21 protein-coding genes, 1 other RNA gene and 1 other annotated feature are annotated in these 26,334 nt (G+C 37.5%); of the genes, 4 read left to right on the forward strand and 18 right to left on the reverse strand.

Features of this window, described 5'->3' with window-relative positions; translation table 11 throughout:
* Positions 1–346 precede the first annotated feature (346 nt).
* Positions 347–533, reverse strand: a non-coding RNA gene (gene ssrS, locus M3627_RS10580) — 6S RNA.
* Positions 534–768: 235 nt separating this feature from the next.
* On the opposite strand from ssrS, the gene M3627_RS10585 reads away from it, so the two are divergent.
* Both M3627_RS10585 and M3627_RS10590 read left to right on the forward strand, forming a co-directional pair.
* The gene (locus tag M3627_RS10585; RefSeq protein WP_169358014.1) at positions 769–1,398 is read left to right on the forward strand and encodes a LysE family transporter; all 630 of its coding nucleotides are present in this window, start codon (positions 769–771) and stop codon (positions 1,396–1,398) included.
* A 129-nt stretch (positions 1,399–1,527) separates the two neighbouring features.
* A complete protein-coding gene (locus tag M3627_RS10590) occupies positions 1,528–2,736 on the forward strand; it encodes an MFS transporter (protein WP_251555620.1) in 1,209 nt (402 codons plus the stop codon).
* Between the two features lie 165 nt (positions 2,737–2,901).
* Here the strand turns inward: M3627_RS10590 and M3627_RS10595 are convergent, their stop codons facing one another.
* The 3 genes from M3627_RS10595 to hisS form a co-directional block, all read right to left on the reverse strand.
* Positions 2,902–3,177 carry a YqhV family protein gene (locus tag M3627_RS10595; protein ID WP_169358013.1) on the reverse strand — a complete coding sequence of 92 codons (276 nt, stop codon included), beginning with the start codon at positions 3,175–3,177 and terminating at the stop codon, positions 2,902–2,904.
* A 341-nt stretch (positions 3,178–3,518) separates the two neighbouring features.
* Positions 3,519–5,291 (reverse strand): aspartate--tRNA ligase, encoded by a 1,773-nt coding sequence (aspS, locus tag M3627_RS10600; RefSeq protein ID WP_251555621.1) that lies wholly within the window; start codon positions 5,289–5,291, stop codon positions 3,519–3,521.
* Entirely contained in the window at positions 5,291–6,568 is a 1,278-nt protein-coding gene (gene hisS, locus M3627_RS10605) for a histidine--tRNA ligase (RefSeq protein ID WP_169358011.1), read from the reverse strand. Before hisS ends, aspS begins: the two co-directional genes overlap by 1 nt.
* 54 nt (positions 6,569–6,622) lie before the next feature.
* Positions 6,623–6,855, reverse strand: a binding site (T-box leader).
* A gap of 113 nt (positions 6,856–6,968) precedes the next feature.
* Between hisS and M3627_RS10610 the strand changes: the two genes are divergently transcribed.
* Positions 6,969–8,528: an N-acetylmuramoyl-L-alanine amidase family protein gene (locus tag M3627_RS10610; protein WP_169358010.1), complete on the forward strand. Its 1,560-nt coding sequence runs from the start codon at positions 6,969–6,971 to the stop codon at positions 8,526–8,528.
* Between the two features lie 521 nt (positions 8,529–9,049).
* Here the strand turns inward: M3627_RS10610 and dtd are convergent.
* From dtd to M3627_RS10640, 6 genes are all read right to left on the reverse strand, one after another.
* Positions 9,050–9,487: a D-aminoacyl-tRNA deacylase gene (gene dtd, locus M3627_RS10615; protein ID WP_169358009.1), complete on the reverse strand. Its 438-nt coding sequence runs from the start codon at positions 9,485–9,487 to the stop codon at positions 9,050–9,052.
* A 42-nt stretch (positions 9,488–9,529) separates the two neighbouring features.
* Complete coding sequence (locus tag M3627_RS10620; protein ID WP_169358008.1) at positions 9,530–11,722, reverse strand: RelA/SpoT family protein; 2,193 nt, start codon at positions 11,720–11,722, stop codon at positions 9,530–9,532.
* Positions 11,723–11,872: 150 nt separating this feature from the next.
* A complete protein-coding gene (locus M3627_RS10625) occupies positions 11,873–12,385 on the reverse strand; it encodes an adenine phosphoribosyltransferase (protein WP_169358007.1) in 513 nt (170 codons plus the stop codon).
* Positions 12,376–14,730 (reverse strand): single-stranded-DNA-specific exonuclease RecJ, encoded by a 2,355-nt coding sequence (recJ, locus tag M3627_RS10630; protein ID WP_169358006.1) that lies wholly within the window; start codon positions 14,728–14,730, stop codon positions 12,376–12,378. The genes M3627_RS10625 and recJ overlap by 10 nt, the downstream gene beginning before the upstream one ends.
* Before the next feature lie 115 nt (positions 14,731–14,845).
* Complete coding sequence (gene secDF / locus M3627_RS10635; protein WP_169358005.1) at positions 14,846–17,116, reverse strand: protein translocase subunit SecDF; 2,271 nt, start codon at positions 17,114–17,116, stop codon at positions 14,846–14,848.
* Positions 17,117–17,273: 157 nt separating this feature from the next.
* Positions 17,274–17,588: a post-transcriptional regulator gene (locus tag M3627_RS10640; protein ID WP_169358004.1), complete on the reverse strand. Its 315-nt coding sequence runs from the start codon at positions 17,586–17,588 to the stop codon at positions 17,274–17,276.
* 38 nt (positions 17,589–17,626) lie between these two features.
* On the opposite strand from M3627_RS10640, the gene M3627_RS10645 reads away from it, so the two are divergent.
* Positions 17,627–19,207, forward strand: coding sequence for a putative polysaccharide biosynthesis protein (locus M3627_RS10645; protein ID WP_240949541.1), 1,581 nt, complete (start codon positions 17,627–17,629; stop codon positions 19,205–19,207).
* 65 nt (positions 19,208–19,272) lie between these two features.
* Here the strand turns inward: M3627_RS10645 and M3627_RS10650 are convergent, their stop codons facing one another.
* From M3627_RS10650 to M3627_RS20835, 8 genes are all read right to left on the reverse strand, one after another.
* Complete coding sequence (locus M3627_RS10650) at positions 19,273–19,911, reverse strand: DUF421 domain-containing protein (RefSeq protein WP_169358003.1); 639 nt, start codon at positions 19,909–19,911, stop codon at positions 19,273–19,275.
* Between the two features lie 69 nt (positions 19,912–19,980).
* The gene (gene yajC / locus M3627_RS10655; RefSeq protein ID WP_169358002.1) at positions 19,981–20,247 is read right to left on the reverse strand and encodes a preprotein translocase subunit YajC; all 267 of its coding nucleotides are present in this window, start codon (positions 20,245–20,247) and stop codon (positions 19,981–19,983) included.
* A 42-nt stretch (positions 20,248–20,289) separates the two neighbouring features.
* On the reverse strand, positions 20,290–21,429 hold the full coding sequence (gene tgt / locus M3627_RS10660; protein WP_169358001.1) for a tRNA guanosine(34) transglycosylase Tgt: 1,140 nt from the start codon (positions 21,427–21,429) through the stop codon (positions 20,290–20,292).
* On the reverse strand, positions 21,430–22,470 hold the full coding sequence (gene queA, locus M3627_RS10665; RefSeq protein ID WP_169358000.1) for a tRNA preQ1(34) S-adenosylmethionine ribosyltransferase-isomerase QueA: 1,041 nt from the start codon (positions 22,468–22,470) through the stop codon (positions 21,430–21,432).
* A 19-nt stretch (positions 22,471–22,489) separates the two neighbouring features.
* Positions 22,490–23,500 (reverse strand): Holliday junction branch migration DNA helicase RuvB, encoded by a 1,011-nt coding sequence (gene ruvB, locus M3627_RS10670; RefSeq protein ID WP_169357999.1) that lies wholly within the window; start codon positions 23,498–23,500, stop codon positions 22,490–22,492.
* Between the two features lie 17 nt (positions 23,501–23,517).
* Positions 23,518–24,138: a Holliday junction branch migration protein RuvA gene (ruvA, locus tag M3627_RS10675; protein WP_169357998.1), complete on the reverse strand. Its 621-nt coding sequence runs from the start codon at positions 24,136–24,138 to the stop codon at positions 23,518–23,520.
* A 90-nt stretch (positions 24,139–24,228) separates the two neighbouring features.
* A complete protein-coding gene (locus tag M3627_RS10680; RefSeq protein WP_251555611.1) occupies positions 24,229–25,077 on the reverse strand; it encodes an aminoglycoside phosphotransferase family protein in 849 nt (282 codons plus the stop codon).
* Positions 25,078–25,079: 2 nt separating this feature from the next.
* On the reverse strand, positions 25,080–26,288 hold the full coding sequence (locus M3627_RS20835; RefSeq protein WP_285841692.1) for a LysM peptidoglycan-binding domain-containing protein: 1,209 nt from the start codon (positions 26,286–26,288) through the stop codon (positions 25,080–25,082).
* Positions 26,289–26,334: the final 46 nt, after the last annotated feature.

Consider the following 26,334-nt stretch of genomic DNA (forward strand, 5'->3'; position numbering starts at 1 on the left):
CCGCCTGTAGCTCCAATTAATAAATGGAAACCGCTTTAGCATCGATAAAGTGCTAATCAATTTAATCGCATAAAAAAAGCTGAAAAACTGTAACCAACCAATTTCATCATCTATTTATGTTCTTAATAGCCATTTGAACGGTCTTTTTTTATGTTTACAGTCACTATAAAAAAGAATTTTCAGTCAAAATCAACCAATAACTTTAAAAAAGTTTATTTTTATAAGAATAATGACATTTAGATGCTTTAAATTATGAAAATATAATAGAGTTTTGTAAGAGTAAATGTATTTATTATTCATTCCACTAAAAAAGTCCCCTGCAAATACAGGGGACTTTTTTAAATAGACGAATCCCAATCGTGCCGACTAATAGTGCTTATCGTTTTGAACCCGCACAGAGCAGGTGGGTGTCCTCTTCATTGTCTTTGAAGTCCCTAACTAGAGGGCATGTCATTAACAATAAAAGTGAGACTCCCGACGATATAATTGTTCGGTCAAAACTGATTGGCGTTTCGCGAACACATCAGGATTCGTATTACTTGTATAATAGCATATCCCTTTTAAAACTTCAATGAATATACCATGATATTATTTGACTATTCAGAATCATGAAGGATAGTAGATATATCATATATAATAGCTTTCTTCCATTATCCTTCCCTTCTCTCACACTTTCAAACGTCGATAAAAATACTCTATAAAACTAGTCCTAGATATCCTTGTCTATGAATAATATACATAGACAAGACATTAAACGGAGGGCTCTATGTGAATTCACTAACCACTTATTTTATATTAGGTATATCCCTGGCTGCACCAATCGGCCCTGTAAAGGCGACCTTACTGAACACTGGCATAAAAAACGGTTTTTTTCATGCTTGGTTTTTTGGTTTAGGAGCAATAGCAACTGATATTCTCTACATGTTAATGGTGTACTTTGGTGTCGGACAGTTTATTGACAATCCAATGATGAAAACGTTTCTTTGGTCTTTTGGATTTTTTGTCCTCATGTACACAGGGATTGAAAACTTGTTAACGGTAAATAATATTTCTATGGATGCGAAATATCGAAAAGTCGTACGGTTGAGACATTCCTTTCTATCTGGGTTACTTATGGCTCTATTGAATCCTTTGACTATTTTATTTTGGCTTGGAATTTATGGTTCCATACTTGTTGGTGGAGCAAGCGGCTCTTTATCAGGGCTTGAGGTTATTTTGTATAGTATTACTATCTTATTAGGAATTACACTTGTCGATCTGACGATGGCCACTATTTCTAGTGGTTCTAGAAAATTATTATCTACTCCTCTTTTAAAAACTGTGTCCATCATCTCTTCTATATCCATGATAGGTTTTGGTATTTACTTCGGAATTCAGGCTTACTATTCTTTATTTTAATTTTTAACGAGAAATCATTTCTTATAAATATATGCATAAAAAAATCCCTTCAGGAGAACATACCTTTATTCTATAAAAATTGAGGTGTGTAGGTTGGGGAAGAAAGATGAAAATCTTAGCGTAAGCAAGATGACTATTATTAGTATAGCTTCGATTCCATTAGTGATGACACTTGGGAACTCCATGCTTATTCCCGTGCTTCCAATACTGGAGAAAAAGGTAGATATTAGTTCTTTTCAATCAAGTATGATTATAACTAGCTACTCAATTGCTGCCATCATTCTTATTCCAGTTGCTGGCTATTTATCTGATCGATTTGGGAGAAAGAAAATTATATTGCCTTGCTTACTTTTAGCATTGATCGGTGGTCTTATAGCTGGAATGGCTTCCTGGAAAATGGACAGTCCTTACATGATGATCATTATTGGTAGGGTTTTGCAAGGCATGGGTGCTGCCGGTGCTATGCCGATTGTCTTGCCTCTAGTAGGTGATTTGTTTAAAGATGATCCAGAGAAGACAAGCTCCACCTTAGGTTTGATTGAGACATCAAATACCTTTGGTAAAGTATTAAGCCCTATCTTAGGTTCAGCTATTGCTGCTGTACTATGGTTCTTCCCATTTTTCTCTATCTCTATTTTTAGCGCCATCGCCTTCATACTCATATTATTTTTCGTTAAAGTTCCAAAAGGAGATAACGAAGAACCAGATAAACTTAAGGAATTCTTAAAGAAGGTCAAGGAAACATTTAAAGCTGAAGGTAAGTGGTTAACCTCGGTATTTTTAAATGGAATATATGCGATGTTCGTTCTTTTTGGGGTTCTATTTTATCTATCTGAAATATTGGAGAAGATTCATGATATTAAAGGAGTTAAAAAGGGGTTTATATTAGCAATTCCTTTATTATTCTTATGTATTGCATCTTTTATTACGGGCAGAAAAATAAAGGGACAATTGAAAACAATTAAACGTCTAATGATTATTACACTCATCGCGGCCTCAGCAAGCGTTGTATTTATAGGCTTTGTAAAAGACAGTATCTTTTTATTGATCGCTGTTTCGAGCATTCTTGGAATCGCAATTGGTGCTATTCTTCCTGTTTTAGATGCCATTATAACTGAAAACATTATAAAAGAAGAACGGGGCACCATCTCTTCTTTTTACAGCTCTGCTCGTTTTTTAGGAGTAGCAGCAGGACCACCTATCCTATCATTAGTCATGAAAAACTATATCAATCCTTTCTATATAGGCTGTGGTGTTTTAGGAATTATACTCACGTTTCTTGTCTTTAAACTCGTTAAAGTTAGTGAAATAGAAAAAAAAGATAAAAAGCCCGCTTAAAATATAGATAAGATATAAAAATGAAACCGATAATGCTTTCAAGTTATCGGTTTTTTTATGTGCAACAACTTTATATAAATCCCCCAAAAAAATTAGCACCAACTTCCATTCTCACTATTGAGAAGGAAACATGTGCTAGTTTTTTTAGCTTATAATTTGATAAACTCATTTTGAATTTACACTAAACAGAATCAATAAAATACCTGCGAATAGGCATACGATTCGAGTCATAGATATTTTATCCGCTAATCCCAATAAACCTATACCTGTCGTAACAATCAAAATGCAAGGCCCTACTAGTGCAAGCATTGAATTAATATAGAATGCTTTTTCTAAGTCGTTAAACTTTAGCATAAACATGGCTGCAGTAATTTCAATGCTACCAGATGCAAGTCTTAATAAAATTATAAAGAGTAATGCCTTTTCAATAACTCCAATCATCCTTCCAATTATGTATAATCTCTTAAAAGTATATGTGACCTCATCTTAAATTATTTTAGTTAGTTTTGTTATCTTCCGATTATTATTGAGTTTTAGCATTACGTGTGTTTTCAAGGTATCCCTTCTCTACTTTTAATTGTGACTTCACTTTTTAGGTGTCACTTTCTCCTCTTTATGTTGCACTTCTCTTCCAATTACGTGCGCCTCGCTATGATTTAGGTGTCACTTCCACTAATTTTAGGTGCGAATTCCACTGATTAAGACCAACTTCTCTCTTTGTGACTCACAAATAAAAAACCACCTTTTAAGCATAAATTTCATGCTTAAAAGGTGGTAACTATTTATTGTTCTTTTTTATTTAAGCTTAACTGTAGTTCATCAAGTTGAGCTTCTGCTACTGGGCTTGGTGCTTGTGTCAGTAAGCAGCTAGCACTTGCTGTCTTAGGAAAAGCAATTGTATCACGAAGATTTGTTCTTCCTGATAGAAGCATAACTAAACGGTCTAATCCGAATGCTACTCCACCGTGAGGAGGTGTACCATATTCAAACGCCTCCATTAAGAATCCAAACTGAGCTTTTGCCTCTTCGTCAGAGAATCCAAGAATTTCAAACATTTTTTCCTGTACTTCTCTTGAATAAATACGAAGAGATCCGCCACCTAGCTCATAGCCATTTAAAACAAGGTCATACGCTTGTGCTTTTACTTGGCTTGGGTCTGTTTCCATCAACGGCAGGTCTTCGTCAGCAGGACGTGTAAATGGATGGTGGGCTGCATAATAACGTCCTTCTTTTTCATCGTACTCGAATAATGGCCAGTTCACGACCCAAAGGAAAGCATAACGACTTTCATCAATTAGCTTTAAATCTTTACCAAGCTTCAAGCGTAACGCTCCAAGAGCATCTGCAACTACTGATTTCTTGTCGGCTACAAATAGTAATAAATCTCCTGCTGCAGCATCTAGAGTTTGGATAAGCGTACTTGCTGCTTCACCTTCAAAGAATTTTGCAATAGGACCTTTAATGCCTTCCTCGTCAACTTTAAGCCATGCAAGACCTTTTGCTCCATAGCGAGATGCATATTCTCCAAGGGCATCAATATCTTTACGTGAATAGTTATCGGCTGCTCCTTTGACGTTAATAGCTTTTACCTGGCCGCCGGCTTCTACTGCAGATGCAAATACTTTAAAGGAGCTATCCTTCACTTGCTCTGAAAGATCTGTTAACTCTAAACCAAAACGAACATCTGGTTTATCTGATCCGAATCTTGCCATTGCCTCGTCATAATCCATTCGTGGGAATGGAATGCTAACATCTACTCCTTTAACATCCTTCATGATCTTTTGCATCATCCGCTCATTCATCTCAAGAATGTCATCCATAGACAGGAAGCTCATTTCCATATCAATTTGAGTAAATTCTGGTTGACGGTCAGCACGTAAATCTTCGTCACGGAAACAGCGAGCAATTTGATAGTACTTTTCAAATCCTCCAACCATCAGCAACTGTTTGAATAATTGCGGAGACTGAGGTAAAGCGTAAAACTCTCCTCCATGTACACGACTTGGTACTAGGTAATCTCGAGCTCCCTCTGGCGTAGATTTCGTTAGGATTGGTGTCTCTACTTCAAGGAATCCTTCATCGTCTAAGAAACGTCTAACTGTTTTAGTAATATCTGAACGCATCTTAAATGTGTCATACATCACTGGTCTTCTTAAATCTAAATAACGATATTTTAAACGAACATCTTCCCCTGCGTCTGTTTGATTTTCAATAGAAAAAGGAGGATTTTTTGCTTCATTGATAATGGAGATTTCATTTGCTTGGACCTCAATTGCACCAGAAGGGATGTTGCGGTTTATTTGATTTTCTGCACGTGCAACGACAGTTCCTTTAATTTCAATGATAAATTCGTTTCTTAACGTATTTGCCACCTGTAGAGCAGTTTCTGAAATTTCTGGATTAAATACAACCTGTACAATACCAGTACGGTCTCTCACATCAACGAAAATAAGTCCACCCAAATCTCTTCGTTTTTGAACCCAACCGATTAGTTGAACCGATTCACCTATATGTTGTTCGTTAAGTTGTCCACTTGTATGCGTTCTGTTCATGATTATTTTGCCTCCGTTAATTTTTTCACTTCATCTATTAAGGATGTAAATGGTATTAGCTGTTGAGTCCCGGTAGTTAAATCTTTTAACATAACACTTTGTTCTTCGAGTTCATCTTCACCGATTACAATTACTGCTTTTGCTTTTAATCGGTCCGCTGATTTCATCTGTGCCTTTACTTTACGGTCTAAATAGTCCATATCAGCAGAGATTTTGTTTTGACGAAGCTCAAAGGTAAGCTCTGTCACCTTTTTCTTAGCTTCCTCACCCATTGCAACTAAGTATACGTCTAGCGATGTAAGGTCTGGAAACTCAATTTTTTCTGCCTCCATTGCAAGGAGAAGCCTTTCAATGCTCATCGCGTAACCGATACCCGGAGAATCGGGACCACCTAGCTCTGCTACTAAGCCATTATATCTTCCTCCACCAGCTAGCGTAGTGATGGCACCAAATCCCTCAGCAGTACTCATAATTTCAAATGCAGTGTGGTTATAATAGTCTAGTCCTCGTACTAAATTAGGATCTACCTCGAACTCAATATTTAACGTTGTTAAGTATTCTTTAACTTTTTCAAAATATGCTGCAGATTCTTCATTTAAATAATCTGTTAAAGATGGTGCTGTGGCCATCAAAGGATTGTTACGATCTACCTTACAGTCTAAAATTCGCAGTGGATTTTTTTGCAATCTATTTTGGCAATCAGAGCAAAATTCCTCGATATGCGGTTCAAAGTGGTTCACTAAAGCTTCTCGGTGAGCAATTCGACTTTCTGTATCCCCTAGTGAGTTAATCACTAGCTTCAAGCTTTTTAAACCAGCTTTTTTATAGATCGACATAGCTAAAGATATTACTTCAGCATCGATTGCTGGGTCAGCACTACCGATTGCCTCCATACCAAATTGAACAAATTGACGATATCTACCAGCTTGTTGGCGCTCATAGCGGAACATAGGTCCCATGTAATATAGCTTTACTGGCTGATCAGGATATCCAAACATCTTATGTTCTACAAATGACCGTACAACTGATGCTGTTCCTTCAGGTCTTAACGTAAGTGAACGATTTCCTCTATCCTGAAACGTGTACATTTCTTTTTGGACGATATCAGTTGTATCTCCTACACCTCTTTTGAAAAGCTCTGTATGTTCAAAAACTGGAGTTCTAATCTCTTTATAGTGATACATACGGCATTCTTCTCTAATAAGTTCTTCAACTACTTGCCACTTCGCTGTTTCAGCAGGCAAGATGTCTTGTGTTCCTCTTGGTAATTTAATATCCATTATGTTGGACTCCCTTCAAATACAAATAAAAAAAGCCCTCATCCCTTGCATATAGCAAGGGACGAGAGCTTTTAAGCTTCCGCGGTTCCACCCTAGTTGGTTAATAAATTAACCCTCTCAACGCTGGATAACGGCCAGATCCGTTTTTGCCTACTAAAGCATACTCTTTCGACAAAAAACCTCTCGAATGTTGTTCACTGTAAGGGTCTGTAGGAAAGATTTCAGCCACGTCTTTCCCTCTCTTGTCATTCCTGATAAACAGTTACTTTTTCGGTCAATGGTTTGTTTTAATTTTTAATTATACTTTATCATAATAACGTAAATGAAATAAGTCAACCTTTTTAAATAAATGGTAGTAATTTTTTGTTAGACTATTTACAATAAAGAGAGAGGTGATCCAATGAATAACAAAATAGTCCACAAATTGGTAACATTATTACTAGTATTTACGCTCTTCATACCTTTTGTTAATATTCAGGTTCAAGCTCAAGAACAAGAGGCTATAGTAAGTGTATCGTCTTTAAAGGTGCGTAGTGGTCCGGGATTAACATATGACACAATTGGTTCAGTACATAAAAATGATAAGCTAACAGTAGTCGGAAAAGAAAATGATTGGTTAAAAGTTAAATACAAAAATACTACTGGTTGGGTTGCTAGCTGGTATGCAACTATTGAGACGGAAGGTTTAGAGAATAAGCAAATTGTCTCCAAAGTAAATAATTTAAACGTTCGTACAGCTCCTTCAGTTTCTTCCGCCGTTATCGGTAAATTAAATGAAGGTGAAAAGTATGTTGCACATCAATCAGAAGATGAATGGGTTGAAATTGATTACAATGGACAAAAGGGATGGGTAAATAATACATATGTGACGATAGTAGATCATACTGAAACAAAAACTCCTGCACCATCCACATCCATAAAAGAAAGAAAGTTTGTTATTTCTGTTGATGCTTTAAATGTACGTGCTAAACCTGACTTATCTTCCAAAAAAATAGGTCAAGTTAACAAAGGAGACCAATTTAACGTGCTTGCTACGGACCATCAGTGGGTTCAAGTAGAACTTGAAACAGGAAAAAAGGGATGGCTATATAGCTTTTATGGTAGTTTTACAAATGCAGTAGAATCTAGTTCAAAGTCCACTTCATCAGAGTCCATTACTGTGCTATATAGTGGAACAAATATCCGCGCTGAGAGTAATACTAACAGCGAAGTAGTGAAAAGAGCTGCGGCTGGTGAATCATTTAAAGTCATTGAGACAATTAATGACTGGTTTAAAATCGATTTAGGAAATGGAAAAAATGGGTATATCGCTAACTGGGTAGTATCCTCCTCAGAAGAAACAAATACTCCGGAAACATCAAAAGAAACAGAGAAAGAGCAAAAGAAAGAAAAAGTAACAAGAAAAAAAGGGACACTAAAAGGAGCAACCATTGTAATTGATGCCGGCCACGGTGGAAATGATCGTGGGACAACTGGTGCTTTAGGGACCGATGAAAAAGATATAACGCTTAAAACAGCTGAATTGCTCTCCTCCAAACTGCAAGCAGCAGGTGCTAATGTTAGGATGACCAGACAATCGGATGAATATGTAGACTTACGTAAAAGAGTTTCTATAGCGCATCAAGTGAATGCTGATGCTTTCATAAGTCTCCATTACGATGCCATTAATAATAGTTCCGTACGAGGCTATACAACATACTACATGAATAGCCATCAAAAAGAGCTTGCTAACTACGTTCATAAAGGACTCGGTGACATGATTTCCTTAAAAAATCGTGGTGTTCAACCAGGTAACTATTTAGTACTTCGAGAAAATAAGCAGCCTGCTATTCTTATAGAATTAGGATATTTGAGCAACCCAACTGAAGAACAGCATGTAACTACACGAGCATTTAGGGAACAAGCAACTCATGGAATATATAATGGTATTATCGACTACTTTGATAGTCAACTGAAATGATTAACAAGCTAATTGTCTTTTAACATTTATGAAGTAAACAAAATAAGTCCTGAAAATTTTACTGTACGTAAAACTTTCAGGACTTTTAATATAAAGGTTATGTTAAAGGGTAGAGTTGATTTATGATATAAAGAAAACTTAGATCAGAGAGTAGAATTGATTTTTCGCCCCAGCCGGACGCTTTCCTCGGGGTGAGCGATAAGCCATCACCCATCGCTTACGCGCATGGTTGTGATGTCTTATCTGTCTCACTCATCCCGTAGGAGTCGCCGTCTGGCGCTCCAATCAATAAATGGGAACAGCTTTAGCATCGAGAAAGCGCTAATAAATGTACTCGCATAAAGAAAGCTAAAAGCTGTCACCAACCTCAATTTCATAATCTAGTTTATATTCTTAATAGCCATTTAAAAGTTCCTTTGTTTATGTTTAGTCACTATAAAAAAGAATGGTTAATCAAAATCAACCAATAACTTTAACAAAGCTAATATAAATTAGAATTTATTCCAGTCTTGCTTTTAAGACTAAGCCTCAAGCACGATAGTCACAGGGCCATCATTAGTGAATGTAACATCCATCATGGCTCCAAAAATCCCAGTTTCCACTTGGATTTCCTTTGCCTGTAACTTGCTATTGAAAAGCTCCCAAAGTGGCTTAGCTTGTTCTGGTCTAGCAGCTTCTATAAAACTAGGACGTCTTCCTCTTTTTGTATCTGCATAAAGTGTAAATTGAGAGACAGAAAGAATGGAACCATTCATTTCTTGAATGGAATGGTTCATCTTACCATCTTGATCCTCAAATAACCGTAGTCCCGCTATTTTCTCTACTAAATAATCGACTTCTTTTTCCGTATCTGTAGTTGTAATTCCTACTAATAACATATATCCATGATCTATCTGACCAGTAATTTCACCGTCTACTGTTACTTTTGCATTTTTGCATCTTTGTAGAACTACTTTCATCTAAATTTACTCCCTTTAACTAAATTCAGTTTATAGTTTGCATTAGTTAATAATACGCTGAACAGAATAGACATCTGATAGCTGTTTAATTCGATCCACAACTTTGTGTAGATGTGCAATATTAGAAATTAGAATAGACAGATGAATGGAAGCTATATCATTATCTGATTTGCCACTAACTGCAACTATATTGGTTTTAGATTCGTTTACTACTTGGAGTACTTCGTTTAGTAAGCCTGTCCGATCAAAAGCAGACACTTCGATATCTACCTGATATTCCTTTTTCGAAGGACTATCTGATTGTTCCCATTCAACCTCAATAATACGCGAATGCGCATCATCATTTTGAACATTTGGACAATCCGCTCGATGAACAGATACCCCTCTACCTTTCGTTATAAATCCAACAATTGCATCCCCTGGTACAGGACTACAGCAGCGGGAAAGACGAATAAGTAGATTATCGATACCTTTTACTACAACGCCAGATTCTGTTGTTTTCTTAATCGTAGGCGTTTGCATTTCAGTATTAATCTTTTCAAGCGCCTCTTCTTGGTCACGAATTTTGCGCATTTTTTCCGCTAAACGGTTTACTACCTGCTGCGCAGTTATTCCACTAAAGCCGACAGCTGCATATAAGTCTTCTTCCCCGGCAAAAGCGTATTTTTCGCATACTCTTTTAATGTTCTCAGAAGTAAGAACTTCCTTTATATCAAACTCTTGAGCTTTTATTTCTTTTTCAACAGCTTCTTTACCTTTTATTACATTTTCTTCTCTGAGCTGTTTTTTAAAGAATTGCTTAATTTTGTTTTTTGCCTGTGATGATTGAGCAATTTTTATCCAGTCCCTGCTCGGTCCAAACGATTGTTTAGACGTAAGAACTTCAATAATATCTCCTGTTTGCAGCTTGGTATCCAGCGGCACCATTTTTCCGTTCACTTTAGCGCCAATCGTTTTGTTACCGACCTCCGAGTGGACTCGATACGCAAAATCTATTGGAACAGAGCTGGCGGGAAGCTCAATTACATCACCTTTTGGAGTGAATACGTACACCATATCTGAAAACAAATCGAATTTGAGGGATTCCATAAATTCTTCAGCATTTGATGACTCTTGCTGAAATTCTAAGATTTCTCTAAACCAAGTAAGCTTGGAATCAACGTTTTGCTTACCTGCCTCTACCTTTTTGCCCTCTTTGTAAGCCCAATGCGCGGCAACCCCATATTCAGCTATATTGTGCATTTCCTCAGTGCGAATCTGAACCTCTAATGGCTCTCCGTTAGGTCCGATTACCGTAGTGTGGAGGGATTGGTACATATTTTGCTTAGGCATAGCGATATAGTCTTTAAATCGTCCAGGCATTGGCTTCCAAAGTGTATGAATAACCCCTAAAACTGCGTAGCAATCCTTAATACTATTTACAATGATTCGCATTGCTAATAAGTCATAGATTTCATTGAACTGCTTGTTTTGAACGACCATTTTGCGATATATACTGTAAATATGCTTCGGTCTCCCAGATATATCTGCTCCTACTTCCATTTCATCCAGCTGATTTCTTATATCATCCATAACATCCGTTAAGTAAAGCTCTCGCTCTGTACGCTTCTTCTTCATAAAATTAACAATTCGATAATATTGCTGTGGATTTAAATAACGTAATGCCGTATCCTCTAGCTCCCATTTCACTGCTGAAATCCCTAGTCTGTGGGCAAGAGGTGCAAAAATCTCTAACGTTTCGTTAGATATACGTCGTTGTTTTTCCTCAGGTAAATGCTTTAATGTACGCATATTATGTAAACGGTCAGCAAGCTTAATCAAGATAATTCGGATATCCTGTGCCATAGCTATAAACATCTTCCGATGATTTTCAGCCTGCTGTTCTTCTTTAGACATATATTTAATTTTACCTAATTTCGTTACCCCTTCTACTAGCAGGGCAACCTCTTCGTTAAATTCACGAACAATATCTTCTCGTGTATATTCAGTGTCCTCTACAACATCATGTAGAAAACCAGCGGCAACAGTCTCGGGATCCATTTGAAGATCAGCAAGAATTCCTGCTACTTGTATGGGATGTAGAATATATGGCTCCCCCGAATTACGGAATTGTTCTCTATGAGCATGCTCTGCCAATTCGTATGCTTTCTTAACGAAGTCAACATGTTCTTTATTCATATAAGTGGAAACTGTTTCAAAAACATCTTCTGCTGTCTTCACCTGATCTTTTGCCATGTTAACTCACCTGATTTCGTTATTTTTCAAAAATAGTATATAAGCTATATTTTATAAAAAAAAAGAGGGACTTGTAAAGTCCACCCTTATCTTGTATAGTCAATTACTTTCTTATTATGCACAATTTGTGTCCATAAAGAAAGAAGAATATTAGTATTGCATTAACGTACGGATGTTATAGTCCTTAAGCTTGTCACGTCCATCTAAATAAGTCAATTCGATTAAGAATGCACAACCTACTACTACACCACCAAGTTCCTCTACTAATTTGATAGTAGCCTCTATTGTACCACCTGTAGCTAACAAGTCATCTACAATTAGTACACGTTGCCCTGGTTTAACAGCATCTTTATGCATTGTCAAAACATCTTTCCCGTATTCTAATCCGTACTCTGCACGGATCACTTCCCGAGGAAGCTTGCCTTCCTTACGAACTGGTGCGAAACCTATGCCTAAAGCATAAGCAACTGGACATCCAATGATAAATCCACGTGCTTCTGGTCCAACGATTATATCTACACCCACTTCTTTGGCATATTCCACAATTTGGTCAGTAGCATATTTATATGCTTCTCCATTATCCATAATTGTTGTAATATCCTTGAAACGAATACCTGGTTTAGGCCAGTCCTCTACTATTGTAACATATTTCTTTAAATCCATTTTTGCTCCTCCTCAGGAACGGTTTGTACTGCTTTTCGCTCTTCAAACCATTGTTTCAGCTCTTTATATGGTGCGTACAATAGCTTCTGCTCTAAATCAATTTGCTTTGTACGCTGTTGATAGATTGGTGCTTCCGATAAATCTCTTTTAGGTAGATTTTCATTCAACACCAATGTGCCACCCTCTATTCTAACAAAATCTAGCTCAAAAAACACCTTTGACATAAAATTAATTGTATTTTGGCTCCAGCCAGTGTGCTTGGATAGCTGTTGTATATGCTGTTTGAGAGCAAACGTTTTTCTTTTTGAAAGGAAAGAAAAGTACCATTTAAACTGTTCTCGCGTAGGTAAGCCCTCAAAGTAAGTCGACTCCGATGCAAAAAAGTGAGCATAGATTCTTTTCCAATCGTGGTATTGTAATAAGTTCATTAATTGCTCTTCATCTTCAGGCAAATCTAAGAGACATAAACAGTTTGCTTTGACTTTTTCTTTTATCAAGCTATCCCATGACCATATATTTTCAGAAACAACTGATTCAAAATGAGAAATAGATTCCTTGTTAAAACACATAAAAACAGTCTGAGAAACGGGAATGGTTGGTAACCATCTATTCACTTGTCTCACACCACGTATATCAAACAACTGCCACTCATTTGTTCTAGCATCCTGAATCATAAGCTGGGGTTTCTTTCGACCATTCCACTCGTTAATTTGCAAGTCCCCTATAAAAGATAACTTTGTAGCTGGTGCTATCTCATCAGCTAGCTCTCCTTTTCCAAAACCTACCGCATCTAACAAGATTGCTCCCTGCATGAGCTCCATTTTAACATGATTTTGAGCAGATCCAATTTTTTTAACTGAGTTTACTTGTATATTCTCGATACAATACACTGGCTTAGCAAAACCCATTCCAAATGGAGATAGACGTTGAATGGACTGTATAGACTCGGTAGAAATTTCATCCATTTCTAATGGTACGTCTATCGATACTACAGGTATTAACTGTTCCTCTGTTAAGCATTCTCTTGCCTGCTCATTGAGCCTTTCTCTAAACTCATCTACATGTTCAAGCGGAAACGTCATACCTGCCGCCATCGGGTGACCACCAAAATGAGAAACAATATCACTATTCTTAGCTAGTTCATTGTACATATGGAAGCCTTCTATACTGCGCGCAGAGCCTTTAGCAATTTGCTTGTCCGGATCAAATCCAAGAACAATTGTTGGACGATAATATTTCTCTACTAATTTCGAAGCCACAATTCCTAAAACACCAGGGTTCCACCCTTCCTTACCAACTACGATGACACTAGGACCCTCGATAGTATGGTTTTGCTCTAGAATTTCCACCGCTTCATCTGTGATTTGCTTCACGATAGCTTGTCTTTCCTTATTTTTATCATTTAGCATGTTGGCAAGCGCAAGTGCTCGATTCGAATCTTCCGTTATGAATAACTCAACGCCAGGTGCTGCTTCACCAAGTCGACCTACAGCATTAATACGAGGTCCGAACATAAAACCTATCGTTTCTTCATTGATCGTGTTTATTTCTACACCACTGACATTTGCTAATGCTTCTATCGCTATGTTGGTAGTTTTTCTCATTTGCTTAATACCTTCTTGGACGAAGTATCGATTTTCTCCCTTAACCGATACAAGGTCAGCAATTGTACCAATAGCCACTAAATAAAACAAGTCTTTAGGTATTTCACCAAGTAATGCATGAGCAACTTTAAAAGCTACTCCTACGCCTGCTAAATGAGAAAAAGGATATCTTGTATCTTTTAAACCAGGGTGTATGATAACATCTGCTGCTGGAAGCACATCTCCTGGTTCATGGTGATCCGTAACAATGACATCCATCCCTAAGTCTTTTGCAAACTGAATCTGTTGAATCCCTGATATCCCATTGTCGACTGTAATGATAAGTTTGACACCTTCATCAAAAGCTTGTTGGAATAAACGCTCACTTGGTCCATAGCCGTCTATAAATCTGTTAGGAATCTTAAAAATAACATCGGCACCAAGGGCCTCCAATGTTTTCATCATGACAGTAGTACTTGTTATTCCGTCTGCATCGTAATCGCCGTAAATCATGATTTTTTCATCAACATCTATTGCTTGATGTACTCTTTCTACTAATTTCTCCATTCCTTCAAAGAGAAATGGGTCATGTATATGTTCTTCCGTTATATATAAAAAGTTTTTAGCATCCTCTACACTATTAAAACCCCTAGAGACTAATACTTTCGCACAAACGCGAGGTATGGTTAGCTCTTTTTCGAACGTATTAACTAATTCGTCATTGGGCCTAGATATTCTCCATCTTTTTTGTGATTGTATCATTTTTCTTCACTTCCTTATTAGTTATTATAACGTATAAAACAAGAAAGGTTGTATATATTACTGCAAAGAAAAAAGAGGCGGAGTATAAAATACCCCGTCCCCTTATTTTGTTTCATTATACTACTGGCTCATCTGAACCCCATTTTTTCTCTTCTTTATCTACTTTAATACCGCCTGTTTTACGTAGCTCTCTAGCTTTCAGATCAAACCAGATTTGAGTTGCGATAAATAGAGATGAATATGTTCCTGCTAATAATCCAATTAACAGTGCAATAGAGAAGTTTCGTATACCTTCTGCACCAAACAATAATAATGCTACTACTACAAGTACCACAGTCAATACAGTATTAACTGAACGCCCTAAAGTTTGTCGAAGTGACTTGTTAACTATAGAAGCAAGTTCTTCTTCGGTAGTAATAGTTTTACTACGATGGAGATTTTCCCTAATTCTATCAAACGTTACAATTGTATCATTTATCGAATAACCTACTATCGTTAATATAGCTGCGATAAAGGTAATATCTACTTCTAAACGTAAAATACTAAAAATGGCTACCATTAGGAAGACATCATGGATTAAGGATGCAATGGCAGCTACACCCATACGCCACTCAAACCGGAAAGCAACGTAAATTATAATCCCAATTGCTGCAAATAGCATCGCCTTCATTGCGTTGGCAGCAAGTTCCTTTCCTACCGTAGGTGAAACTGTACTTACTTGTGGCTCTGCTCCAAATTGTTCCTTAATATCTGCTTTTAAATTTTTAATCTCTTCTTGAGTAAATTCATCTTTATAACGGACTACTGCTCCTTCGCTATTGTCACCTGAAATGACGATATCTTCAGAAGACAATCCAATAGTATCCAACTTCTCGGTAACGATACTTTGAGTCAACGGTGTTGTGGAGTCTATTTGGACACGTGTACCAGAGGAGAAATCAATTCCTAGATTTAGCTTAAATACACTCAAGATGACAATTCCAGCTACTGTCAATATAATAGACGCTGTATAATAAATTTTTCTATTGTGAACAAAATCTACTCGATCAAATTTTGTAGTTAAATCTAACGTATCAATTTCCTCTTCTGGAGGGTGTATACGTTTTTTCGAAATTCCAAACCAGCCTGGCTTATTGTCTAAGTAACCGCTATGAACTAGCAATCCTAAAAGAATACGAGAAGCAAAAACTGCTGTTATAAATACAACTAGAATACTAATAATTAAAAGCGTAGCGAACCCTTTAACAGAGCTTGTACCAAAATAGAATAATACAACTGCCGCTAAAAGGGTGGTGACATTCGCATCAAAAATCGCCGAGAAGGAAGATTTCGCTCCAGCTTCAAATGATTTTTTTACCGAATTACCAACTCTTAGCTCTTCTCTTATTCGTTCATAGGTTAAGATGTTGGCATCCACTGCCATACCTACTCCGAGAACAATGGCTGCAATACCTGGAAGAGTTAGAACTCCATTAATCCAATCGAATATTACTAAGATTAAGAAGATATACACGACTAACGAAATGACTGCTATAGCGCCCGGTAAGCGGTAATAGAAAATCATAAATAGGAAGATAGCTGCAACACCGATAATACTTGCAAGAATCGTGCTGTCTAATGCTTGCTCACCAAATTGTGCTCCAACTGACGTCGAGAAAATTTCTGTAAGTTTAACTGGTAAAGCCCCAGCGTTTAATATACCTGAAAGATCTTTTGTTTCCTCTACTGAAAAGGCACCCGATATTTCCACGCTTTCAGAGCTAATTCGCTGAGATACTCGCGGATCAGAAATGAATTTGTGTTCTTCCTTTAATACCTCGGCAGCATAGGAATCTACGCCTTCTTCAAAATCTAACCAGATGACTAACACATTGTCTGGTGCAGGTCTAGCTGCTATTTGCTCCGTTATCTCTGCAAACTTATTTGCATCTTTTAGCTCTAATGTAACAATTGGCTGTCCTTGTTGGTTAAACGCAGGATTAGCGCCTCCCTCTTTAAGGTCCATACCATCTAGCATTATATTATCTTCTGAGTCCCTGAACGTTAGATTAGCTTGTGTAGAAAGTAGTTCCCTAGCTGACTCTTGGTCTTCAACTCCTGCGAGCTGAACCCTTATTCTATGGTCGTTCTCAATCTGAATACTTGGCTCACTTACACCAAGTACATCAATACGGCTAGTTAATGCTGACGCCGTATCTGCTACTATTTCATCTGTAATTTCTTGTCCATCCTGTAGTTCTTCAACTTGATACAGGACTTCAAAGCCACCTTGTAAATCTAGCCCTAATTTAATATTATTTAAAACTCCGCCAACTGTTGGGCTTATTGTCCCTGCAAAAATTACAAGAAGCAGTAAAAACGCAACTATGCGTCCTCTTGTTTTCATATGTACTTCCTCCTAAGAATAACCACAGACTTCCTTCGTCAGAAAGACTATTGCTAAAACAATTATGAAATAGAATATTCCATCTATTTCAATTCCAAAAAAATGCAACACATTTATTATGAAACACGATGCCCCTTACTGTCAAATGACTGTTTGCTTATTTTTTCTCATTTTGAGGATTTAATAAGACTTGTAATTCCTCTTGGTTAATGTCTGCAAACCAATTGGATGTTCGAGAGTTTTGAATTTGCTCGTAGGTCATATACTCTGCTGGTGTAATAGAAAGAACGTCATTGACAATCTGATGAAGAGATAAGGAAAGAACATCTAGCTTCCTCCATTTCTTTTCCACACAATACTTCCAAATATCTTGTTCTGTTACTGTTTCGTACTGATAAACTTTAAATTCACTCTTTTTGCTCTCTAAAGCTGGTAGCACGTGTAGAAAGATATGATTGTATGAGTTTTCCAAAATACTGCACCTCTTTATAGAATAATGTGGTAAGTGGCTTGCATATTATTATTGTAAACGAAGTTCCTGCATTTGAGAAGGAAGTGTTTAATTTGTCGACGTATTTAAGAGGGTCCATTGTATTAATGTTTGCCATTTTTTTGTCCAAGTTCTTAGGCTTTATTTACCGCATGCAGTTCGTTCGGTTGACTGGAGAAGAGGCAGTTGGTATTTACAGCACGGCGTATCCAGCCTTTATCTTCTTCTTATCCCTTATCCAATTGGGCATACCGATTGCTATAACTAAAATTATAGCTGAGCTTCGAACGAGAAACGCTATATCTGATTATTTCACAGTTATGCGAACTTCCGTAATTGTAACCGTAGTATCTATGATTATTTTTACACCGATCTTTATTTTTGTCACTCCACTTATTTCTAGTAATCTATTGAAAAACGATGCAATAACGATGACTCTCTACGTGTCTATTGCTATTGTACCAATCGCAGCAGCAGGAGGAATCTTAAGAGGCTTTTTACAAGGAATTGCTAAATTAGAAGAAACAGCAATAGCACAGCTAATTGAACAAATAGTTCGTATCTTATTAATCACCTTTGCCTTGCCTTTATTTTTAACTTCTTCATCTCCACAGGAAGCTGCTGCATACGCTATGTTCTTAGCTTTGGTTGCAGAGGCAGCATCATTACTTTATCTCAAATGGAGATATGAAAAGTGGAAAAAACAACAAACATATACAAAGTCAAAAAAGGCGTATCCACTGCCGCCATTATTCGCTATAGCCCTGCCTTCATCTGGTAGTAAGCTTTTTGGTTCATTCACATGGTTTTTGGAGCCTATCATTTTTATCAAGGCTTTAGCTATTACAGGTATAAGCGCTGTTGCTGCTACAACGCTCTATGGAGTAATTTCAGGCGTTTTAGTACCGTTATTACTGTTCCCATCCTTTATACCCTTTGCACTCTCTATCGTCCTTATACCTGCTGTAAGTGACGCTTATGCAAGAAAGAACTATAGTTTGCTTAAAGAGAGAATCCATTTATCTTTAAAATTTTCTACTCTAACGGGCTGTTATGCAGCTACCTTGTTCTATTTACATGGTGGTGAGCTAGTCTATGAACTATTTCATGTTGAAAACGCAGAAGTCTATATGAAAATTCTATCTCCAATTTTTTTCTTTTACTATATTCAAAGCCCTTTGTTCTCTATCTTGCAGGCTCTCAACAGCTCTAATAGCGCATTTCTCAACTCGCTTTATGGCGGGGTAGGAAAGTTACTATTACTATTTTTCTTAGCATCTCAGGCTGGCATCCAGGAGAAAGGTGCAATTGTTGCGATAGGATTTGGTGTACTGATCACTTCATTTCTACATATCGCTTCACTTAAACAAAAGAAAGAAGCTCAAATTGGGTTCTCTTTTTTCGCGTTACCTTATGTCGTATTTCTAGTGACTATTATTACTCGACCAATGTTAGTGTCCATAGGTAGCCAATCATTGATAATAGATTGCTTACTCACTCTAGCTTATTTAACAATCGGCCTATTACTATTTGGACAAATCCGACGAAAAGAGCTAAGTGTGATTTTCAAAATAGCTAAAAGCTCTAAAAATAGATTTTAAGTCCATTAGTTAAAAAAGTAAGAGTCCAAGATCCCCCTTCAAAAGGGTGGTTTTGGGCTCTTTTATTAAAAAGAAGTTTTGAGTTGTATATATAATTCTTCTTCCTCATAGGAACAATAGAATACTTTTTTATAATCATAAAGCATTTTCTTATTCAGTTCGTCCAATAACCATTCTTTACTTTTTCCAATTCGAATAAGATGATCCATTTGTATATCTCCATCAATAATTAAAGGAAATATAAACTGCTCCTCTTTCTTTTTGAAAACGGATAAGTTTCCTGATGGCTCCAAAAAGGCATAGGAAACTGAACGAACAGAACCAATCTGCTGTTCTCTCAGCTGCTGTAGCAAATCATCTAGATTATATCTTTGCTTCCTCATCTCTTTCTCCACTATCACGCCATCTTTTATAATAATGGATGGATGGCCCTCCATCATATCTCTAAATTTTTTACTCTTTAAGGAGGTATACGAGGCAATCAGTTGAATAATCAGCAAGATTCCCATTGGTAAAAAAGCGTGCCAAAGATTACTTTCTGGGTCATCAATTGCAACGGATCCTACTTCTGCAATCAACAAAAAGACAACTAAGTCAAAAATACTTAGCTCGCCGACTTCTCTTTTTCCCATAATTCTTAAAATAGCTAATATAATCCAATACAATGCTATTGTACGCAAAATAATTATGAGAGTATCATTCATATGAATTCACCTCAATTTTATATTGCCCACAAAAAAAGAACTTACTCATTAGAGAGTAAGTTCTTTTACTTAAATTGTAGAATCTGTAACAACTCGTCCAACAGCAACACGTTCAAATTGTAAACGAGTACCATCCGCTACGACTACATAAATTGTTTGATCATCCACTGCATCTACCTTACCGTGTAATCCACCTACTGTAATAATATGATCTCCACGCTTTAGATTACTTTGCATTTCGGCAGTGCTTTTCTGTCTCTTTTGCGCTGGTCGAATGATAAAAAACCACATAACGACGAACATAGCAATAATTGGCAATAAACCTACTAAATCCATTAATATTTCCCCTCCTTTTCCTCTTTATACAGTATACAAGAATCAGAAGTTTTTTGCATTTGGTTTGTTGTACCCATACTCTTCAAAAAACTCTTCTTTAAAATCTAATAGACGATCTTCTCTAATTGCCTGGCGTACATTCTCCATTAATTTCATCAAGAAATGGAGATTGTGATAAGATGCTAAACGCAATCCAAAGGTCTCATCTGCCTTGAAAAGGTGGCGAATATAAGCTCTTGAATAATTTTTGCATGTATAGCAATCACATTTTTCATCGATAGGACCAAAATCTCTAGCAAATTTAGCGCCTTTAATTACTAATCTTCCTTGGTGCGTAAAGAATGTACCATTTCGAGCAATTCGTGTAGGCAATACGCAATCAAACATATCCACGCCACGAATAGAACCATCGATTAGTGAGTCTGGTGAGCCTACTCCCATTAAGTATCGAGGCTTGTTATCAGGCATTAAAGGAGTTGTGAAATCTAATACTCGATTCATAACGTCTTTTGGTTCACCTACAGATAAACCACCAATAGCATAACCAGGGAAATCTAATGAAATTAAATCCTTCGCTGACTGGCGACGAAGCTCTTCATATTCTCCACCTTGAATGATACCGAATAAGCCCTGTTTATCCGTGTTTGTATGAGCAGTTAAGCATCGTTCTGCCCAACGAGACGTACGCTCAACAGATGCTTTCATGTATTCGAAAGTAGCTGGATAAGGAGGACATTCATCAAAGGCCATCATAATATCAGAGCCTAGTGCATTTTGTATCTCCATCGACTTTTCTGGACTTAAAAATAGCTTGTCCCCATTCAAGTGATTGCGGAAATGCACACCTTCTTCTTCTATCTTACGCATATCGCTTAAACTAAATACTTGGAAGCCGCCTGAATCTGTTAAGATTGCTCGATCCCAATTCATAAATTTGTGTAATCCGCCAGCCTCACGAATAATATCATGTCCAGGACGAAGCCACAGATGGTAGGTATTACTTAAAATTATTCCTGCGTCCATCTCTTTGATTTCTTCTGGAGCCATTGTTTTAACAGTTGCTTGTGTTCCAACCGGCATAAAGGTTGGTGTCTCGAATGACCCATGAGGTGTATGTACTATACCTAGACGAGCACCTGTTTGTTTATCTTTTTTTATTAATTCATACGTAATTGCAGTCATTTAATAGTTCCTTCCTTTTATAAACATCGCATCACCAAAGCTAAAGAAGCGATAACGCTGCTCGATTGCTTCTTGGTATGCGGACAATATAAATTCCTTTGATGTTAAAGCACTTACTAGCATAACAAGTGTGGACTTCGGTAAATGGAAGTTAGTGATCATTCCATCGATACATTTAAATTCGTATCCTGGATAAATGAAAATAGATGTCCATCCACTATCTTCTTTTAATGTACCATCAAATTTTGTAGCGACAGTTTCCAATGTTCTTGTGGAAGTGGTTCCAACTGCTACTACTTTACCGCCAGCTTCCTTCACACCATTAATCAGTTCAGCAGTTTCCTGTGTAACACGGTAGAATTCCGAATGCATCTCATGGTCATCTATGGAATCAACGCTTACTGGTCTGAATGTTCCCAAACCTACATGAAGTGTTACAAATGCGATTTTAATACCTTTCGCTTTTATCTCCTCAAGTAGCTCGGTTGTGAAATGCAAGCCTGCAGTTGGAGCAGCAGCTGAACCTTGTTCTTTTGCATAAACCGTTTGGTAACGATCCTTATCTTCCAATTTTTCATGAATATAAGGTGGTAAAGGCATCTCGCCAAGCTTGTCCAATACTTCAAAGAATACTCCAGTATATTCAAAACGGAATATTCTTCCTCCGTGATCTTTTAATCCGGTACACACTGCTGTCAATAATCCTTCACCAAACACTATTTTTGTGCCTATTTTCACTCGTTTAGCTGGTTTGACAAGGGTTTCCCATTCGTCCCCTTCCAATTGAGTTAACAATAGCACCTCAATATTAGCACCAGTATCTTCTTTAATTCCCATTAGTCGGGCAGGCATTACCTTAGTATCGTTTAGTACAAGGCAATCCCCTTCATGTAATTCATCAATTATTTTAGAAAAGTTGGTATGCGTTAGCTTTTGGTTCGCATAATCGGTGATTAACAGCTTACTGCTTGTCCGATCAGCTAACGGTACTTGTGCGATTAACTCTTCTGGTAAATCAAAATCAAAATCTTCTACTCTCATTTATAAGGACATCCTTTTATTAATTGTTTCCATCGATTGGCAATGGTTTTCCTAAATGTTCATAAGCAAGCGGGGTGACAATTCTTCCACGAGGAGATCGTTGTATAAAGCCTATTTGCATTAAATAAGGCTCGTACACATCCTCAATAGTAGTAGACTCTTCTCCAATACTTGCTGCAATCGTATCTAACCCTACAGGGCCACCTCTAAAACGCTCAATCATAGCATTAATAAGTTTATGGTCGATATGATCCAAGCCTCTAGGATCAACCTGTAATAGTTCCAACGCTTCTTTAGCAATAGTTATATTAATGTTACCATTACCTCTCACTTGAGCATAATCCCTAACCCTTTTTAACAAACGGTTGGCAATACGGGGGGTGCCTCTAGAGCGACGGGCAATTTCACCAGCTGATTCATGATCTATTGCTGCATTAAATAGCTCTGCACTTCTTAATACAATTGACGTAAGGGCTTCTTCATCATAGTAATCCAAACGAAGCAGCACTCCAAAGCGATCCCGTAAAGGAGCAGATAGTGCGCCTGCTCTTGTTGTTGCTCCAACTAACGTAAAGGGAGGGAGATCCAAACGTACACTTCTAGCCGAAGGACCTTTTCCTACTACAATATCTAAGCAGAAATCTTCCATAGCTGGATAAAGAACCTCTTCAATCGAGCGGTTTAAACGATGAATTTCATCAATGAACAATACATCGCCAGGCTCCAAAGAGCTAACGATTGCTGCCAAATCACCTGGACGTTCGATTGCGGGACCACTTGTCATCCTCATTTGAACATTCATTTCGTTAGCTATGACAGCAGCTAGTGTGGTTTTACCAAGACCCGGTGGACCATAAAGTAAGCAATGATCCAAGCTCTCATTTCTCATTTTTGCAGCTTCAATAAAAATAGCCAAATTGTGCTTTATTTTATCTTGCCCAATATACTGAGTTAATAACTGAGGACGGAGGGATTGCTCAAAAGGTTCATCATAGGAAGAAATTTCACTGGAAATAACACGTTCTGACAAACAAAACTCCTCCTTTCTTACTTACCAGAGAATAGTAGCTGCAATGATTTTTTCATGAATTCGTCAGTTGTAGTCAATTCATTGTTTGACTTAAGCTTAGGACGGATTTTGGATAATTCTTTTTCTGAATATCCTAGAGCGTTTAAAGCTAACATAGCCTCTTCCATTTCATGAACGGTATCATGCTCAGTGAATAGGCTTGGCTCATCGTCCTCAAATTCTAGCTGTTCGATATCTATTAGGTCATTTAATTTACCTTTTAAATCTAGAATCATTTGTCTTGCAGTTTTTTTACCTACTCCGGGAAACTTGACCAAGAACGATTCATCTTCTCTTTCAATCGCTTGTATCACATGTGTCGGCTCACCACTTGCTAGTATGGCTAATGCACCTTTAGGACCAATACCAGATACCAGGATCAATTTTCGAAATAGCTCTCTTTGTGCCAGGTTAGGAAAGCCCATTAATTGTTGGGCATCCTCTCTTACATGTAGATAGGTAAAGACTTGCGTTTCTTCCTCACTTCTTTGAAAGGCGAACGGATTAGGCGTAAACAATTGATAGCCAATTCCCTGTTGCTCTAACACAACGTATTCAGGTGTCACTCGAGTGACTTGCCCTTTTATGTAATCATACATCTTTATTTCCCACCAATCCTTCTAATCATTATAACATATCAAACAAAGAGGGCCGCCCATGTTCTTTGAGCGACCACTACATGTAAACTATTATAGCTGACTTAAATTATAGCATAAAATAGGCCAATTTGTTAAAGCTTTGTTCGTATACGGAATAAGCTGATTTATAAACTTCTGTTTACGTTCTTCTGGTAAGGCAAATGCATATAACCATTCTCTATACAATTCATTCGGATACATGATTGCTTCTTTGTATTTGGACATTATTTTTTCTAGTTCTGGAAATTCATTTAAAAATAACTCAATATTGTAGTCCATTTCAGGTAGTACTCGATGAATCCATAGGATATACTCCATTTCCTTTGGACCTAGCACTGCTAAATCAAAATCAATCATCTTATACGTATCATCTCTTACTAGAAAATTATGATGAACGACATCACCGTGTAAAAGGGTTAAATTCTTCAAACTAAATGGTCGAATTTCACTAAGAGCAATCTCTCCATAATGTAAAAGTAATTTAGTCTGGTTATAGCCAATATACGATTCTATAAATGGCACAATCTCTGAAACCTTGAAGTACCTAGCTTGCCATTTAGAGATAAGGTTAAACGGATAAAGAAACGGGCTCTTTTCCCATTCTATTTTCCTTCTCGTTCCATGCATTCTTTTCAGTAAAGTGTACGTCGCTAAGCGATCTTTTTTATCTTTGTAGCTTACTGCTCGACTATTTTCGAACCACGGCTGAATGATATACCCTTTTTGCGTAGTTGGAATAATTGGTAGGACAAATGGTTTTTTGAGTGCAGAAAGTTCATCATGAATATAACCAATTTTTGCAGCCTGTTCCTGGGAAGCATATTTCTTAACTGAAAAAATACCGTCTTCCTTTTTCCACTTCCACACATTCTTTTTAATTTGCTTTATATAAGTATCCACATTTAAAAGTGTCTATGAGGATATGGTGGGCAATGAAAATTTGGTTGGTAAAAATGTTGTGGAGGGCAAGGATAGCCACCTAAATATGGGTTGTGTGCATACATTTCTGGTTGCGCATGGTTAGAGCCTCCACATGATGAACATTGTACCTGATTATATGCAGGATATTGTTGAAATTCTGGTTGAGCATAGGTTTGGTGAGCTTGTGGCTGCTGAGTATGCTGCATATAATCATAAGCCATTTCCATTGCAGATGAAGGATCCTCAACAAACATTTGCATCACCTGCTCATGAACTTTTTCTTCTACATGCATACGTGGATGACTAGGTGCAGCACTAAATTCTACCTGTCCCTCTGTTGTCATACTCGTCGACTCAATTAGCATCCAGCTATTTGGTGATGGCATTTCAAATTCTGGTTTAGTCATCATGTCCATTGGAGCGGATGTCGTTGGTTGAACAGCCATTGGTTGCATATGTGGCAAATAGTGTACCGGATAGTCTGGCTGACATGGCATCGGTGGGCAAGGCATTGGTGGACATGGCATTGTGTATACTGGTTGATGCATCGGTGGACATGGAATTGGTATAGGCATTGGCATCGGTACTGGCATCGGATGTACTTGAATTGGTTGTACTGGCTGTACTGGTTGTTGTTGAATTGGTTGAACTGGTTTTGGTGCTGGAGCTGGTGTGGGTTTAGGTTGAGCTATTGGCTTAGGTGCAGGTGCTGGTTTCGGCGCAGGTTTTGGTACTGGTTTAGGTGCCGGAGCTGGTGTGGGTTTGGATTCGGGAATTGGGATCGGTATTGGAATCGCTTTTGGTTCCGCCTGAGGTTGAATTGGTGGCATAATTGGCATCGTCTCGATTGGTTCCGCTTTTTGTATAGGTGGTACTTGTGGTGCTGGTTGTGCTTTAGGTGCCGGTGCTACTTGAGCTGGCTGAGCTTTTTGCATATTTTTAAGATTTCCATCGTATGGCTGTGCCGTTCCATCCCCCATCATCCCTTTTTTGTTGGGACGATTATCTCCGTACGGATGTACCATAGTCTCTGCCTTTTTAGTTTCTGGGATGAAGATTTTCATGCCAGGTACTATATATTCTGGATTTGCTAAATGAGCGTTAATCTTTTTTAAATCATCAAAAGAAACTCCATACTCTCTGGAGATTTTCCAAAGGGTGTCACCCTTTTTGACAATATGAATTTGCAAAGTCTTCCTCCTTCCTTCACATTAAAATATGTGTAACATCAAAAAT

The sequence above is a fragment of the Psychrobacillus sp. MER TA 171 genome (assembly GCF_023713305.1).
GTDB lineage: Bacteria > Bacillota > Bacilli > Bacillales_A > Planococcaceae > Psychrobacillus.